Genomic DNA, 14,125 nt, shown 5'->3' with positions numbered 1-14,125 from the left:
GCCCACGCCGGTGGCGGGCCGTCAGCCCGATCAGGGTGCCGCCCGGCCCGCCATGGGCGTGGGCGCAACGCCGCGCCGCGGAAATTTCCTGTTCCGACTCCACGGAAGTGAGTTCTGACATGACAGGTTCACCCAGCCGCCGACAGGTGCTCGGCGGGGCGGCCGCGGGAGTACTGGCCTCGCTGGCGGTGATTCCGCCCGCCGGTTCCGCGTCCGCCGCCACGACGTACACCGCACCTGATCCGCGTGTGTGGATCCACCTCAACAGCGGGTGGCGATTCATCAGATCGGACGTCGCAGGCGCGCAGACACCTGCGTTCAACGACTCCGGATGGACATCGGTCACCACCCCCCACACCTGGAACGCCGCCGACGGTGCCGACGGCGGTAACAACTACTACCGGGGAGTGGGCTGGTACCGCCGCCACTACACCGTGCCGTCCGAACTGGCAGGGAAGCGGCTGTACCTGCAGTTCGCCGGGGTCAACCAGGTCGCCGACGTCTGGGTCAACGGCACGTACCTCGGGCAGCACAAGGGCGGGTACTCCCGCTTCAGGTTCGACGCCACGGCCGTGCTCGTCCCCGGCGGGGACAACGTGATCGCGGTGAAGGTGACCAACGCCCGTGACACCGACATCGCCCCGTTGAGCGCGGACTACACCTTCCAGGGCGGCATCTACCGCAACGTGAGCCTGTGGGCCGTCGACGACCTCCACGTCCGGATGACGGACTACGCCGGCCCCGGCGTCTACCTGCGACAGAGCGACGTGTCCCCGGCCTCGGCCACGGTGACCGTCACGACGAAGCTGTGGAACGACAGCACCACCACCAGATCGGTGGTCGTCCGCACGGTCATCGCGGACAAGAGCGGGACCGTCGTCGCGGACACGAGCAGCGCCGCGCGGACCGTCCCCGCGGCCACCGGCGCGGAGGTCGAGCAGACCCTCCAGATCAGCGACCCGCACCTGTGGAACGGCCTGGCCGACCCCTACCTCCACCACGCCGGCGTCGAGATCCATGACGTCACCGGGGGTGGGGACAGGATCACTGACGTGGTGACCGAACGCCTGGGTCTTCGCTCCATCGCCGTCGACGCCGACACGGGCTTCCGCCTCAACGGCAGCCACGTGCACCTGCACGGCGTCAACCTGCACCAGGACCGGGCCGGCAAGGGCTGGGCGATGTCCGACGCCGATCACACGCAGGACTTCGACCTCATCGGCGAGATCGGCGCCAACGCCGTCCGGATGGCGCACTACCAGCACGACCAGAAGGACTACAACCTCGCCGACGAACGCGGCATGGTCGTCTGGGCGGAGATCCCCCTGGTCGACCTCGTCACGGACTCGGCCGCCTTCACCACCAGCACCCAGAACCAGCTGCGGGAACTGATCCGGCAGAACTACAACCACCCCTCGATCGCCTTCTGGGGCATCGGCAACGAGCAGATCGACTACAACGGCACGGCCACGAACAAGCTGCTCGCGGCACTGGCCGACATCGTCGAAGCCGAGGATCCGGACCGCCTCTCCACCTACGCCGTGCGCGGCGAGGACCCCGACAACGCGCAGGCGGGGCTGCACACGCGGACCACGGGGTTCAACAAGTACTACGGCTGGTACTACGGGTCGAAGGACGGTGACCTCGGTGCGTGGGCCGACAACGTGCACGCGACCTCCCCGTCCCGCAGGATCGCCATGTCGGAGTACGGCGTCGGCGCGAGCACCATCCAGCACGAACTCGACCCGCCGAAGCCGGCTCCGGGTGGATCCTGGCACCCCGAGGAGTACCAGTCGCTGTTCCACGAAGCGGCCTGGAAGCAGCTCGCCGAGCGTCCCTTCATCTGGGGCACGTTCGTCTGGGCCATGTTCGACTTCCCCTCCGACGGCCGCAACGAGGGGGGCCGGCCCGGCATCAACGACAAGGGCCTGGTCACCCGCGACCGGCAGATCCGCAAGGACGCCTTCTACTGGTACAAGGCCAACTGGGCTAGCACTCCCACCCTTTACATCACCAGCCGTCGCTGGACACAGCGAACCGACGCCGCCACCGAGCTGAAGGTCTACTCCAACGCCAGCCAGGTCACCGCCACCCTCAACGGCACCTCCCTGGGAACGCTGAGCAGCGGCGACCGTATCTTCAGATGGCCCGGCATCACCTTGAGACCTGGACAGAACACCGTGACGGTCACCGCGACCATCAACGGCTCCACCTACACCGACAGTGTCAACTGGACACTCGGCTGAGAACCCGGCCCTTCGACAGAGGCCGCTCCGACAAGCGGAACAGGCTGCCCCTGCCGCCGCTCGGGTCAGCCGGCCGTTGGCGGTGTTTTCGGGGCGCGCAGCAGGGCGGTGATCAGGGAAGCGGACAGACCTTCCATGAAGGCGCTCCTGACGCCGTCGGCGAGGGCCGTGCCCCGGGCGCCGAGCCGGTCGGCGACGTGGAGGCCGGCGACTGCCGAGCGACGCCCTGCTGCCCCGGCCGAGGGAGCCGGTGATGGCCGTCGTGCCGACGGCACCGCTCAGGCCGATGCCGAAGCCCGCCAGGATCAGGCCCGATGCGGCCGTTGCCATGCCGGGCGGGGGCGATGTCAGGGCGGCCGGAGCTATCAGACCCTCCGGGCACGTCGTTCGGCGCCGAGGCGGGCGTAGTGGTCGATGAGGTCGGGGTGGTCCACGGTGGCCGGATTGACGACCTGCTCGACCGGGGCGCCCTGGAGCAGGCGTTTGACCGGGACCTCGAGCTTCTTTCCGGTGCGGGTGTGCGGGATCCCCGGCACGTCGATGATCTCGTCGGGCACATGGCGGGGTGAGACGCCGGTGCGGATGGCCTCGCGGATGCGGTCGCGCAGCACGTCGTCCAGAACGGCGCCGGCCGCGAGGACCACGAACAGGGGCATCCAGTAGCCGCCGTCCGGCTCCTCCGCCCCGATGACCAGCGCTTCGGTGATCTCGGGAAGGCGTTCGACGACGTCGTGGATGTCGGCGCTGCCCAGGCGTACGCCGTTGCGGTTGAGCGTGGAGTCGGAGCGGCCGTGGACGATCACCGAGCAGTGGGAGGTGAGGGTGATCCAGTCGCCGTGCCGCCATACTCCGGGGTAGCTGGAGAAGTACGCCTCCCGATAGCGGGCCCCGTCGGGGTCGTTCCAGAAGGACAGCGGCATGGACGGCATCGGGCGGGTGACGACCAGTTCCCCGACCTGGTCGGTGACCGGCCGGCCCTCCGCGTCGTACGCGGCCAGTGCCACACCCAGACAGGGCGCGGAGAGTTCACCCGCCCACACCGGCAGCGTGGGGGCCCCGCCGGCGAAGCCGGACACGACGTCCGTGCCGCCGCTGATGGACACGAGCTGGACCCGCTCGCCGACGTGGTCGCGGACCCAGGGGTGGGCGGAGGCCGGAAGGGCGGAGCCGGTGCAGCCCACGGCACGGATCGCCGACAGGTCGTGGACGGACGGGTCGACGCCGAACTTGGCCATGCCCAGCAGGTACTGGGGGCTGGTCCCGAAGAGGGTGACGCGGTGGCGGGCCGCCAGCTCCCAGAGGATGTCCGGCTGGGTGAGCAGCGCCGGACTGCCGTCGTACGTGCAGGTCGTGGCGCCGGTCAGGAGGGTGGAGACGACGAGGTTCCACATCATCCAGTGGGTGGTGGTGTACCACAGGAGGCGGTCGCCGGGACCCAGGTCGGACTGGAGGGCAAGGGTCTTGAGGTGCTCAAGGAGCACACCCCCGTGGCCGTGGACGATGCCCTTGGGCAGACCCGTCGTGCCGGAGGAGAAGACGACCCAGAGGGGGTGGTCGAACGGCACGGGCGTACACGTCAGTTCCTCGGTGCGCGTCGCCGTCTCCTCCCACGGGAGGACCAGCGACGGGTAGGTGGCCGAGAGCCCCGGCAGGCCCACATGGTCGACCAGCACGGTCGCCTTCAACGTCGGCAGGGCGCGCGCCAGTTCGAGGGTGGCCTCCCGGCGGTCGTGCGCGGTGCCGTTGAACAGGTAGCCGTCGGTGGCGATCAGCACGGTGGGTTCGAGCTGGGCGAAACGGTCGGCGGCGGCCCGGGGGGCGTAGTCCTGTCCGCACACCGACCACACGGCGCCCAGACTTGCCGCGGCCAGGAACGCGACGATCGCGTGCGGGGTGTTGGGCAGATAGCCGACGACGCGGTCGCCCTTCCCGACGCCCAGCTCGCGCAGGGTAGCGGCGACCGAGGCGACCTGGGAACGCAGCCGGCCCCCGGTCACCTCGTACCCGGCGCCCGTCTCGTCGAGGGCGACGATCGCCGGGGCGTCGTCCGTGAGATCGCGCAGGACGTGGTGGGCGTAGTTGAGGGTGGCGCCGGTGAACCAGCGGGCGCCGGGCATGGTCTCCTCGGCCAGGACCCGCTCGTACGGGGTCTCCGCGTCGATGTCGAAGTACTCCCAGACCGCGCCCCAGAAGCCCTCCAGGTCGGTGACCGACCAGCGGTGCAGGGCGGAGTAGTCGGCGAGGTCGGCCTCGAAGCCCCGGCGCCGGGCGGCCCAGCGGCCGAAGTCGGCGATCCGGCTGCGTGCGGCGGTCTCCGGGGCCGGAGTCCAGAAGGGGTGGGCGTGCGGCGTGGTCATCGCGCGGAACTCCTCGACGGGGGTGCGGATACGGGCTGTGCGACGGGCCCGTGAGTGGTGCACAGCAGGGGCGCCCAGGCGACGGTGTCGGTGAAGTCGCCGCCGCCCGCCGGAACGACGTCCAGCACGACGCGATCGGGGCGCAGCAGGACGGCGTCGGCACGGCCCGCACGGAGCCAGGCGGCGAGGGTTCCGTCGTCGCCGACTTCGTGCACATCGACGACCCGGGCGCCGAGTCCGTCGGTGAGGGCGCGCAGGGAGGGCGGCAGCGGCACCGCCGTCAGCACGGCGAAGGAGTCGCCGAGGACATCGTCGAGACGGCCCCGACGTCCGTCCTCGGTCGTCACCCGGGGCTGTGGGCAGATCGTGCCGCCGAGCCGGCCGCGGCGTACGAGCGGACCGACGCGGAGCGGACGGCCGAGATCCCGGCTCGCCCTGCCCGTCACCCCGGGGATGCGGCAGGCCGCGGCGACGGCGGTACGGCGTAGGGCGGCCGCCCGGTCCTGGCCGCCGGTCATGGCCCAGCCGGTGGCGACCGCGAGGCGGATCACCTGACGGGCGTGGGGCTTGCGTTCCCGCTCGTAGGTGTCCAACAGCCCTTCGCCGGCGCCTTGTTGGAGGACACGGGCGAGTTTCCAGGTCAGGTTGTGGGCGTCGCGCAGTCCCGAGCACAGGCCCTGTCCGACGAAGGGCGGGGTGAGGTGGGCGGCGTCGCCGAGGAGGAAGACGCGGCCCAGACGCCAGCGGTCGGCGACGCGGGCCCGGAAGGTGTACCGGGCCTGCCGGATGACGTGGAAGTCGTCGACAGGGGAGAGGTGGGAGATGTCCACCCAGGGGGCGACCAGCTCCCGCAGCCGCTCCCACCCGTCGGGGCCGTCGAGGCTTTCCCCCGCACGGAGCCGGAACTCCCAGCGGTAGCGGTCCTCGCCGACGCGCATGAACGTCGACGGGCGGTGCGGGTCACAGACCTGGTCGACGCCTTCCCAGCAGCGGACGGGGACCTTCGTCGTCACGTCGATGACGGTCCACTCCTCCTCGAAGCGCAGGTCCTCCCACCCCGCGCCGATCGCGTCGCGGGTGAGGCTGCCCGCGCCGTCGCAGCCGAGGACGGCGTCCGCGAGCAGCAGGTGCTCGCCGTCGTCGTCGCGGTAGGTGACACGGACCGGTCCGTCGGCGGGCTGCTCGACCGCCGTCACCTCGACCCCGCTCCGCAGCTCGCACTCCGGGCGAAGGGCGAGTGCCTCGCGCAGCAACCGCTCCAGCTCGGGCTGGTCGAACATGCTGGTCTGCGGGAAGCCGTGGTGGCCGTGCGGGGACCGCCGGAACTCGGCGATCACCCGGTGCCGGGCGTCCAGCAACCGGAGGCCGCGCGCGGGACGGGCGACGGCGGCGAACTCCTCGGCGATCCCGGCGGTCTGGAGGATCCTGCGGACCTCGTCGTCGGTGGCGACGGCCCGGGGGAGGGGATAGACGTCGTGGTGGCGTTCGAGGACGACGGTACGCACCCCGCGCCGGGCGAGCAGCAGGGCGGCGGTCACGCCCACCGGTCCGGCGCCGACGATCACCACGGGTACGTCCGTCGTGTCGTGCTCGACGGTCATGTGCGGCTCACCTCTGCTCTCCGTGCGCGTCGGCCACGGGCGTGCGCTGCTCGCCCAGGTCGATCCGGCCGTCCGGGGTGGCGATGGAGGCGGTGACGACATCGCCGTGCCGCAGGTAGTGGGGGTTCCTGGCCTGGGACTTGAAGAACGCCTTCCACTTCACCGAGGGCGGCAGCAGGGCGCCGATCTTCTCCACCGGCTTCGGCGGCGCCTTGAGGGCCGTACCGCCGGGGGTGCCGGTGAGGAGCAGGTCGCCGGGGTCGAGGGTCTGGAAGCGGGCCAGCAGGGTGAGGGCCTGCGCCGGGCGGACGATCATGTCGGCGAGGGTGCGGTCCTGGCGTGGTTCGCCGTTGACGGACAGCCTCAGCCGCAGGTCGAGAAGGTGGGCGAAGTCCTCCGGCTCCAGCAGGGCCAGGTAGGGTCCGGCGGGCGTGAAGGTCGGGTACGACTTGCTCTCGTAGAACTGCGTCTTCGTCAGCTGGACCTCACGGGCGCTGACGTCGTTGGTGATGACGAGACCGGCGACGTACGACGGCAGGTCCTTCTCCTCGACCACGGTGCCGATGGGCAGCGGTGCCCCCATGACCAGGCCGAGTTCGATCTCGTAGTCGAGGAACTTCACATGGGTGGGGCGGACGATGGTCTCGGCCGGGCCGCTGACCGAGCCGGACGCCTTGCGGAAGAAGGCGGGCGGGATGTCGCCGGTGAAGCCCGAATCGCGGGCGTGACTGCGGTAGTTGACCATCTGGGCGACCACCCGGCAGGGCGTGGTGACCGGCGAGAGCACCGCCAGCTCGGAGACGGGCGTGCCCACCTCACCGGACAGGGCCGCCTCGCGTACGGCGATGGGGGTGCCCCCGCGCGAGCGAAGCCGAGCGTGGGGGAGGTCGGCGATCAGTTCGGCGGTGGTGACGGCCTTGGTGTCGACGCGGACGGCACGCCCGGTGGGGGTCCCCCCTGTTTGAGCGGAGTCGAGAGCTTGGGGGAGGACTACCCACCAGCCCTCGGCGGTGCGCAGGACGTTGGTGCTCATGAGTTCATCGCTTTCATCAGGCCCAGCAGACGTTCGACGTCCAGTTCGTTGTCTCCGCGCAGGGCGTGCAGCACCTCGCGGACCTTGGCGGGGGACGGGCTCGCGCCCAGGAAGTCACGGGTGGCCGGCGGGCCCCACTGGGCCAGCCCGCTCGCCGACATCGGCGCCCAGCCGGGCTCGACGTCGCTGGAGAACAGGTCGCCGTCCGCGAAGTGCTCCAGCATGAAGTGGTCGGGGTCGCGCCAGTAGTCGAAGAGCTGGCTGCCCTGGATGTGCCGGCCGATGCCCCAGCTGCGCCGGTAGCCGCGCTCGGCCAGGTACTCGCCGCCGGCCGCGATCGAGTCCAGGTCGGTGACCTGGTAAGCGGAGTGGACGTACCCGGTCCCCGGTCCCAGGTGCATCGCCAGCGTGTGGTGGTCGGCGGGCACGCCGCCCAGGTCGCAGCGGATGAACGCCATCGTCGGACCGCGCCCGCGCTGCCCGTCCAGGAACAGGAAGTCGGACACGATCATCCCGAGCGTGTCCAGATACCAGTCCAGGGCGCGGGCGAACACCCGTGTCTCCAGCACCACATGACCCAGCCGCTGGATCCGGGACGGCTCCCGCGGCGGGCGCTGCGTGACATTCGTACGGCGGTGATCCGTGCCGAAGTTGAGGAGCAGCGGGCGCTGCCCCGGCAGTTCGGGGAGCTGTTCGACGCAGTGCACCACCCGCACCGGGAAGCCGGACGGATCGAGCAGATCGACGACCTGGCCGCCGCCGGGCACGTCCGCGTCCCGTACGGCAGTCCCGGTCGCCCGTGCCAGCCGGTCCAGGTCGGAGCGCTCGGCCGCCCGGAACACCGGGCCGATGAAACGGGACGTACGACCGCGCCGGATCACCATGCAGGGCGAGCCGGCGAAGGTGCCCCTCAGCCACAGCTCGCTCTCCGTGCGGGCGGCGACACCGAAGCCGAAGTCGCGGGCGAAGACCTCCGCCCGGTCCAGGTCGGGCTTCTCGAACTCCAGCCAGGCCAGGTCCGCCACCTTGATCACGGGGTTCCGGGAGCGGCCGGGATGTTCGCCGCGCAGGGCGCCCCGCTCGCTGTGAAGGTCCTGGTGGGGCGTCGCGACGGCGCTACGGGCCGCGCGTGTTTCAGACATGGTGCCCTCCGAGCAGCATTGCCATAACCCATAATGAGGAAATCATCATTACTGACAGAGTGCTCGTCAATAGGTCAGCCATCTAGAGATGAGGATCTCATCAGAACTGTGGTGATAGTGGTTTCCGCGGCTACACTCGGCCCATGCCCACGTCAGCCCCGCCCAGCAACCGGTTCGAACGGCGCCGCGCCGAGACCCGCAGGGCGCTCGTCCGCGCGGCCCGGCAGATACTCGCCGAAACCGGGGACACCAGCGCCAGCATCCAGGTGATCGCCGAGCGCGCGGACGTCGGCTTCGGCTCCTTCTACAACCACTTCGAGTCCAAGACGGAGCTGTTCGAAGCGGCGGTGACGGACGCCCTGGAGGAGTTCGGCCGGACCTTCGACGAGCGACTGACCGGGATCGACGACCCCGCGGAACTGGTCGCGGCCGGCTTCCGGCTCAGCGCCCGTATGGCCGAGTCCCAACCGGAGCTGATGCAGGTCCTGCGCCGCCGTGGCCTCGGCCACCTCTACTCGGACAACGGCCTGGCCCGGCGGGCTCTGCGCGACCTCCGGGCCGGCCTCGCATCCGGCCGCTTCACGGCCGTCGAGCCGGTCGTGGCCCTGTCCGCGCTGGGCGGGACCCTGCTGTCCCTGGTGGAGCTGAGGTTCGCCCGCCCCGACCTGGACGGGGACGAGGCCGCGGTGAACCTCGCCGAGATGGTCCTGCGGATGCTGGGCGTCCCACCGGACGACGCCCACGAGGTCGCCCGGCGCCCCCTGCCCGACCTGGGCTGACCAGGTCCGCACCACGGGAAGGGCACCTTCCGTGACCGGGCGGGGGGCCGCGTGCGGCGTGGGGCAGCCACCCCGGCTCAGGCCGGTCGACCCGCCGGTCTGCGGGAAGCCGTGGTGGCCGTGCGGTCCACCGGCACGCCGAACACCGTGCCCGCGAGCCGCCTTCCGAGCTCGTGACAGCGCCGCCGACCTGGCTGTGTTCAAGGGCATCGCCGAGGGCCTCGCCGCCGAACCGTCGGACGTCGAGTTCGGCGGCCCATACGGTCGCCGGTCGCCCGGGCCGCAGAGGCCGGCGCCCTCGGGTTTCCCCGGAGCGGTGCGGGAGCGGTCGGCCCGCCGCATGAAGGCGCTTTCCGGTGAGCGATACTCTCCCGATGAGTTCACGTGATGCTCCCGGTAGGCGGCCGATCATGATCCGGAGGGCGGTCGCGGGGGACGCCAAGCGGCTCACGCGGCTCGTGCGTGGTTCAGGGGCCTACGAGGGCAAGTACGCGGCCGCGGTCGCGGGCTACCGGGTCGGGGCTGATTACATCGAGGCCCACCGCACCTTTGCGGCTGTCGGCGCCGACGACGACGGGGGCAGGGTCCTCGGGTTCTACTCCCTCGTCCTCGCTCCACCGGAACTCGACCTGCTGTTCGTCGCCGACGACGTGCAGGGACGGGGTATCGGACGGTTGCTCGTCGCGCACATGCGGGCCGAGGCCCGCGCCGCCGGGATCGACCGCCTCAAGGTCGTGTCGCATGTTCTCTCCGAGGGCTTCTACCATCGGGTCGGCGCGGTGCGGACAGGGACCGCGTTCGCGAACCCGCCCGCCGTGCCGTGGGACCGCCCCGAATTCGAGTTCCGCATTCCTACGGGCTGAGCATGGGGTGCCGGGTGCCGGGTGCCGGGTGCCGGGTGCCGGTGGGCGGGGCAGCGGCTCGGCCTCGTGGCAGGAGGTCCCACGGCGGACACGGCAGCGTCACGTCGAACCGGCTCGGAAGAGCGCTTGAGGCGGGCGCGAAGAGGATCGCGCCGTCCGCGGTGGCTGCGCCGGCGATCGCGGTGGCCATGCCGATCACGCCGGAGCGGTGCAGCAGGTCATGATCGCGGCCGCGGCCCGGCCGGGGGTAGGCCGGGTGCGGGGACCGGCCATGGCTTGGGTCTGACCAGTCCGGTGTCGTAGGCGGTGATCACGGCCTGGATGCGGTCGCGGGCGCCGATCTTGGCAAGGACGCGGCCCACGTGCTTCTTGACGGTGGATTCGGTCAGGACGAGGCGCTCGGCGATCTCGGTGTTGGTCCAGCCCTGGCCGATGGCGACGAGAACCTCGCGTTCGCGGTCGGTGAGGGCCCGCGGCCGGGGGTCCTCGGCGGCCGGGGTGTCCGCGGGGGCCAGGACCCGGTGGGTGTAGGCGTCCAGGAGGCGGCGGGTGAGGCGGGGCGAGCGCCGCGGCCTGTGCAGTCGACGTCAGGAGCGCGGCCGGCCCGGACCGTGGGACCGCGGGGGATACTTCGCCGCCCGACTGGTACCCCGGTTCCACTCGCCGACGATCACCCGTACACCTCAGGTATGACTCAGACGTCAGCGACCTGGGCCGTGACCGGCCATGCCCCGCGGCCCAGCAGATCGAGGACGAGCGCGGCGATGTTCCACGCGTCGTCCTCTCCCCGGTGATGGCGTCCCTCGAGTGGCAGTCCGGCCATCCGCAGTGCCTGGGCCATGCCGGGTTTCCTGCGGAGCCCGTGGGCCGCGGTGAACACGGCCTTGGCGTTGGTGTGGGTGCGCTCGGTCGGATAGCCGAACGGGTAGGCCACCCCGTCCGCCTGACTCTGCCGGGCGAACTGCCGACGGTCGTACTCGCCCCAGCTCGCCCAGGGGCGCTCCCCGGCCCCGTACTCCTCGACGAGGATCCGGCATGCGTCGGCGAAGGAGACGCCCCGTTCCACCTCGGCCTGCGTCAGCCCGGTCAGTTCGGTGCAGAAGTCGCTCACCTTCGACCGGACAGGCCGGACCAGGACACGATGGCGGGACACGCGGCGCGCTGCCGACACGTCCACGACGGTGAGACCGATCTCGATGATCTCGTTCACAGAACCGGGCGGCGGCTGTCCGTCCCAGCAGGTGGCTTCGACATCGATGACGTTCAGCAGGGAGGGTCCGTGGCTCATGGGGCCGAGGGTAGGAAAGCGCCCCGGCTCCGGCACCTCAATTTCCGGACCGGGGCGGAACGCTGTGGCGCCGGGGTGCTGTGCGGATCCGGGGCGTGAGGCCGCTTCGGTGACCGGGGCCGCGTCAGGCACCCGGTTCACGCGGCCCGCGCAGGGGCTCGTCGCGGTGGTGTCAGGCCGTGGCCAGGTGGCGGGTGTCGCCGAGGTGGACGAGTTGACGGTTGTGGAAGAAGTCGTCCTCGCGGAGGTGGGTGATGCTGCCGGACGGTGCGCGGAAGTTGAGGTAGCCGAGCGACTCGACGGGGAGCCGGGACCAGGCCGCGACCACGAAGGTCAGCGCGAAGCCGTGCGTGACGACGATCTGGTGCTCGGCGTCGAGACGCAGGACGTCGTCCATCGCGGCGTAGACACGCGTCGCGAAGGCCGTCTTGGTCTCCGCGCCCTCGACGCCCTCGTGGTGGTCCATCCGGTTGCCCGTCGCCGGGGGCGGCAGGAAACGCTTGTCCAGCCACTCCTGAGGGCGGCCCTCCGCCTCGCCGTAGGACTTCTCACGCAGCCGGGCGTCCCAGACGGGAGTGACGTCGAACTGCCCGGCGATCTCCTCGGCCGTGCTGCGGGTGCGAAGGAGGTCGGAGGAGATGACGTCGACGTCCGCACCGGAGGGGATGCTGTCGCGCAGCGCGCGGGCGATCGCCGCGGCGTCCTTCCGGCCCTGCGCGGTGAGGTCGGAGTCGTGCCAGCCGCCGACCAGCCCGTCGACGTGATGACTCGCCTCGGGGTGGGTGACGACATAGACGTTGCGCACCGTGGTGTGCCTTTCTGCTGGGACATGGCGTGACGGGCCCGATCGGGCCCGCGACTCGCGGGACGGTACCGCAGGGCGGTCAGGCGGACGTGCCGGGGAAGGACAGTTCCAGCACCATCAGGCCCCACAGCAGTCTCGCCCGGTCGTGGCCCGCCGCGTGGGCGGTGAGCACGTCGCGGACGGCTGTCTCGTTCAGATAGCCGGCCGTGCACAGGCGCGGCCGGGTCAGGATGTCGGTGGTGAACTCCCACAGCTTCCCGCCCGGACGCAGGAAGTGGGCGACGGGGAAGGTGAAGGGCTGCTTGGCCCGGCTGCGGACCTCCGCCGGGACGAGGCCGCTGCCCGCGTCCCACAGGACTCCCTTGCGTCGGTCGCCGTCGATCTTGGCCGGGTCGGGGGTACGGCGGGCGAAGGCGGTCACCTCCGGCTGGCAGTAGGGCACCCGGCCCTCGACCGAGTGGGCCATGGACAGGTGGTCGAGCTTGCGCAGGTTCAGAGCGGGCAGCTTGTGCAGCCGGTCGAACGTCAGCATCTGCTCCAGGCGCGAGGGCGCGGCCCGGTCCAGCAGCTCCCGCGCCTGCCGGCGGCTGCCGCCGTGCTCGTCGACCAGTGCCCGGTAGTCGGGCGTGTACAGGCCGCGGTACTCGGCGTGGGGAATCAGGGAGAGGCGGTCCAGGTAGCGCTCGCGCCAGGCGTCGTCCGTCGCGGCCAGGGCGGTGCTGTAGCGGCGGTAGCCGCCGAACTGCTCGTCGGCCCCGTCACCGACGAAGCACACCCGGAACCCGGCGGCGGAGATCTCCCGGAACAGCACGTACGCGCTCAGGGCGTGCGGAGTGGCGTTGGGCGTGCCCAGCGCGCGCACCATGGCCGGCAGCAGGTCGGGCACCTCCGCCTCGCGCACCTCCACGACCTCCAGGGGAATGCCCGCGTGCGCGGCGGCCACGCGCGCGTACCGCTCCTCGTCGGAGTCGTGTGTGCCCTCATGGGTGACATGGAAGCCGGTGACGTCGGACCGGTGGGCGGACAGCAGGCCCGCCAGGATCGCCGAGTCGAGGCCGCCCGACAGCTGGAGGGCCACCGGTGACTCCTGGAGGCACATACGAGCCGTCTCCCGGTCGAGCAGCTCGCGCAGGGCCCGGGGCCCGTGAGTCCCGTCGGGCGTCACCGGAGCGGGAGCGGGTGCCGCGCGCAGAAGGGCGCGCCGGCCGTCGTGCTCCAGGCGCTCGCCGGGCCGGAGGGTGCCCACGCCCCGGTACCAGGTCGCGCCGCCGGGCAGGCACTGCCAGTTCAGATAGTGGTCCACCGCTGCCGGGTCCAGCGGGAGGGCCGCTCCGCACTGCGCGGTCAGGCCGTCGAGTTCGGAGGAGAAGACGACACCGTCGTCCGTGATCCGGTAGTACAGACTCTTGACGGCGAGCGGGTCGCACCACAGGCGCAGCCGCCGCCCCGCCCGCAGGTCCACCACGGCGATCGCGTACATCCCTTCGAGCCGGTCGACGAAGTCGTCGCCGTACAACTCGTAGCAGGGCAGCAGGACCGAGCCGTCCGAGTCGCCCTCCACGGTCACTCCGTGCGCGGCGAGTTCGTCGCGCAGGGCGCGGAAGTTGTAGATCTCGCCGTTGAAGACGAGGCCGATCGTGCCGTCGGCGTTGGTGAACGGCTGCCGGCCGTGGGCCGGGTCCTGGATCGACAGGCGGTTGCAGCCGAGGCCCCACCCGTCACCGAGCACCCGGTCCTGCTGGTCGGGGCCGCCCGGCAGTTGGGCGTCACGGGCCCGGTCCAGCGCGGCGGGGCCGAGGTCGGCGCCGAAGTAGCCGTAGATGCGGCACACGAGCGGGTCTCCTTGGAGCTGACGTGGGGGCCGGGCGGGGACGATGACGTGCGGGGGCAAGCCTGAACAAGCTGGCCCTCAGGCGGACTTGTTGTCCTCTCCGGAGGGGGCGACGCGGCCCTCGGCCCAGCTGCGCAGCGGCAGCGTGTGGCCGACGGCGCGGCGCTGCGTCATCGCCGC

Annotated in this window: 10 protein-coding genes and 1 pseudogene; 3 read left to right on the top strand and 8 right to left on the bottom strand. The window is 71.5% G+C overall.

The features are described from left to right. The first annotated feature begins 119 nt into the window (after positions 1-119). Positions 120-2,246 carry a glycoside hydrolase family 2 protein gene (locus tag AOK15_RS37530; RefSeq protein ID WP_205632292.1) on the top strand — a complete coding sequence of 709 codons (2,127 nt, stop codon included), beginning with the start codon at positions 120-122 and terminating at the stop codon, positions 2,244-2,246. A gap of 365 nt (positions 2,247-2,611) precedes the next feature. Here the strand turns inward: AOK15_RS37530 and AOK15_RS37525 are convergent, their stop codons facing one another. The 4 genes from AOK15_RS37525 to AOK15_RS37510 are packed head-to-tail and all read right to left on the bottom strand — an operon-like array spanning position 2,612 to position 8,379. After that, positions 2,612-4,603: an acetoacetate--CoA ligase gene (locus AOK15_RS37525; protein WP_055523204.1), complete on the bottom strand. Its 1,992-nt coding sequence runs from the start codon at positions 4,601-4,603 to the stop codon at positions 2,612-2,614. Then, positions 4,600-6,204, bottom strand: coding sequence for a bifunctional 3-(3-hydroxy-phenyl)propionate/3-hydroxycinnamic acid hydroxylase MhpA (gene mhpA / locus AOK15_RS37520; protein WP_055523202.1), 1,605 nt, complete (start codon positions 6,202-6,204; stop codon positions 4,600-4,602). Before mhpA ends, AOK15_RS37525 begins: the two co-directional genes overlap by 4 nt. 7 nt (positions 6,205-6,211) lie before the next feature. Beyond that, complete coding sequence (locus tag AOK15_RS37515; protein ID WP_055523200.1) at positions 6,212-7,237, bottom strand: fumarylacetoacetate hydrolase family protein; 1,026 nt, start codon at positions 7,235-7,237, stop codon at positions 6,212-6,214. Next, positions 7,234-8,379 (bottom strand): VOC family protein, encoded by a 1,146-nt coding sequence (locus AOK15_RS37510; RefSeq protein WP_055523197.1) that lies wholly within the window; start codon positions 8,377-8,379, stop codon positions 7,234-7,236. The genes AOK15_RS37515 and AOK15_RS37510 overlap by 4 nt, the downstream gene beginning before the upstream one ends. A gap of 143 nt (positions 8,380-8,522) precedes the next feature. Here AOK15_RS37510 and AOK15_RS37505 point away from each other — a divergent pair, with 143 nt between their 5' ends. Together AOK15_RS37505 and AOK15_RS37500 are read left to right on the top strand one after the other, a co-directional pair. Continuing rightward, entirely contained in the window at positions 8,523-9,158 is a 636-nt protein-coding gene (locus AOK15_RS37505) for a TetR/AcrR family transcriptional regulator (protein WP_055523196.1), read from the top strand. A gap of 374 nt (positions 9,159-9,532) precedes the next feature. Continuing rightward, complete coding sequence (locus AOK15_RS37500; protein ID WP_055523206.1) at positions 9,533-10,021, top strand: GNAT family N-acetyltransferase; 489 nt, start codon at positions 9,533-9,535, stop codon at positions 10,019-10,021. 218 nt (positions 10,022-10,239) lie between these two features. Here AOK15_RS37500 and AOK15_RS48660 read toward each other — a convergent pair. The 4 genes and pseudogenes from AOK15_RS48660 to asnB form a co-directional block, all read right to left on the bottom strand. Continuing rightward, a pseudogene (locus AOK15_RS48660) lies at positions 10,240-10,584 on the bottom strand (response regulator transcription factor); the annotation flags it as partial. 131 nt (positions 10,585-10,715) lie between these two features. Further along, on the bottom strand, positions 10,716-11,309 hold the full coding sequence (locus AOK15_RS37485; RefSeq protein WP_055523190.1) for a 3'-5' exonuclease: 594 nt from the start codon (positions 11,307-11,309) through the stop codon (positions 10,716-10,718). A 172-nt stretch (positions 11,310-11,481) separates the two neighbouring features. After that, positions 11,482-12,114, bottom strand: coding sequence for a histidine phosphatase family protein (locus AOK15_RS37480; RefSeq protein WP_055523188.1), 633 nt, complete (start codon positions 12,112-12,114; stop codon positions 11,482-11,484). 79 nt (positions 12,115-12,193) lie between these two features. Beyond that, complete coding sequence (gene asnB / locus AOK15_RS37475) at positions 12,194-13,945, bottom strand: asparagine synthase (glutamine-hydrolyzing) (protein WP_055523186.1); 1,752 nt, start codon at positions 13,943-13,945, stop codon at positions 12,194-12,196. Between the last annotated feature and the right edge of the window lie 180 nt (positions 13,946-14,125).

The organism is Streptomyces ossamyceticus (assembly GCF_001418475.1).
Taxonomy (GTDB): Bacteria; Actinomycetota; Actinomycetes; order Streptomycetales; family Streptomycetaceae; genus Streptomyces; species Streptomyces ossamyceticus.
This window is presented reverse-complemented; position numbering and strand designations above follow the sequence as displayed.

What these genes read in the sequence shown, in the direction of transcription:
- AOK15_RS37485 (WP_055523190.1), bottom strand. Translation starts at nt 11,309, where the DNA reads ATGAGCCACGGACCCTCCCTGCTGAACGTCATCGATGTCGAAGCCACC.
- AOK15_RS37505 (WP_055523196.1), top strand. Translation starts at nt 8,523, where the DNA reads ATGCCCACGTCAGCCCCGCCCAGCAACCGGTTCGAACGGCGCCGCGCC.
- AOK15_RS37525 (WP_055523204.1), bottom strand. Translation starts at nt 4,603, where the DNA reads ATGACCACGCCGCACGCCCACCCCTTCTGGACTCCGGCCCCGGAGACC.
- AOK15_RS37515 (WP_055523200.1), bottom strand. Translation starts at nt 7,237, where the DNA reads ATGAGCACCAACGTCCTGCGCACCGCCGAGGGCTGGTGGGTAGTCCTC.
- AOK15_RS37500 (WP_055523206.1), top strand. Translation starts at nt 9,533, where the DNA reads ATGAGTTCACGTGATGCTCCCGGTAGGCGGCCGATCATGATCCGGAGG.
- mhpA (WP_055523202.1), bottom strand. Translation starts at nt 6,204, where the DNA reads ATGACCGTCGAGCACGACACGACGGACGTACCCGTGGTGATCGTCGGC.
- AOK15_RS37530 (WP_205632292.1), top strand. Translation starts at nt 120, where the DNA reads ATGACAGGTTCACCCAGCCGCCGACAGGTGCTCGGCGGGGCGGCCGCG.
- AOK15_RS37510 (WP_055523197.1), bottom strand. Translation starts at nt 8,379, where the DNA reads ATGTCTGAAACACGCGCGGCCCGTAGCGCCGTCGCGACGCCCCACCAG.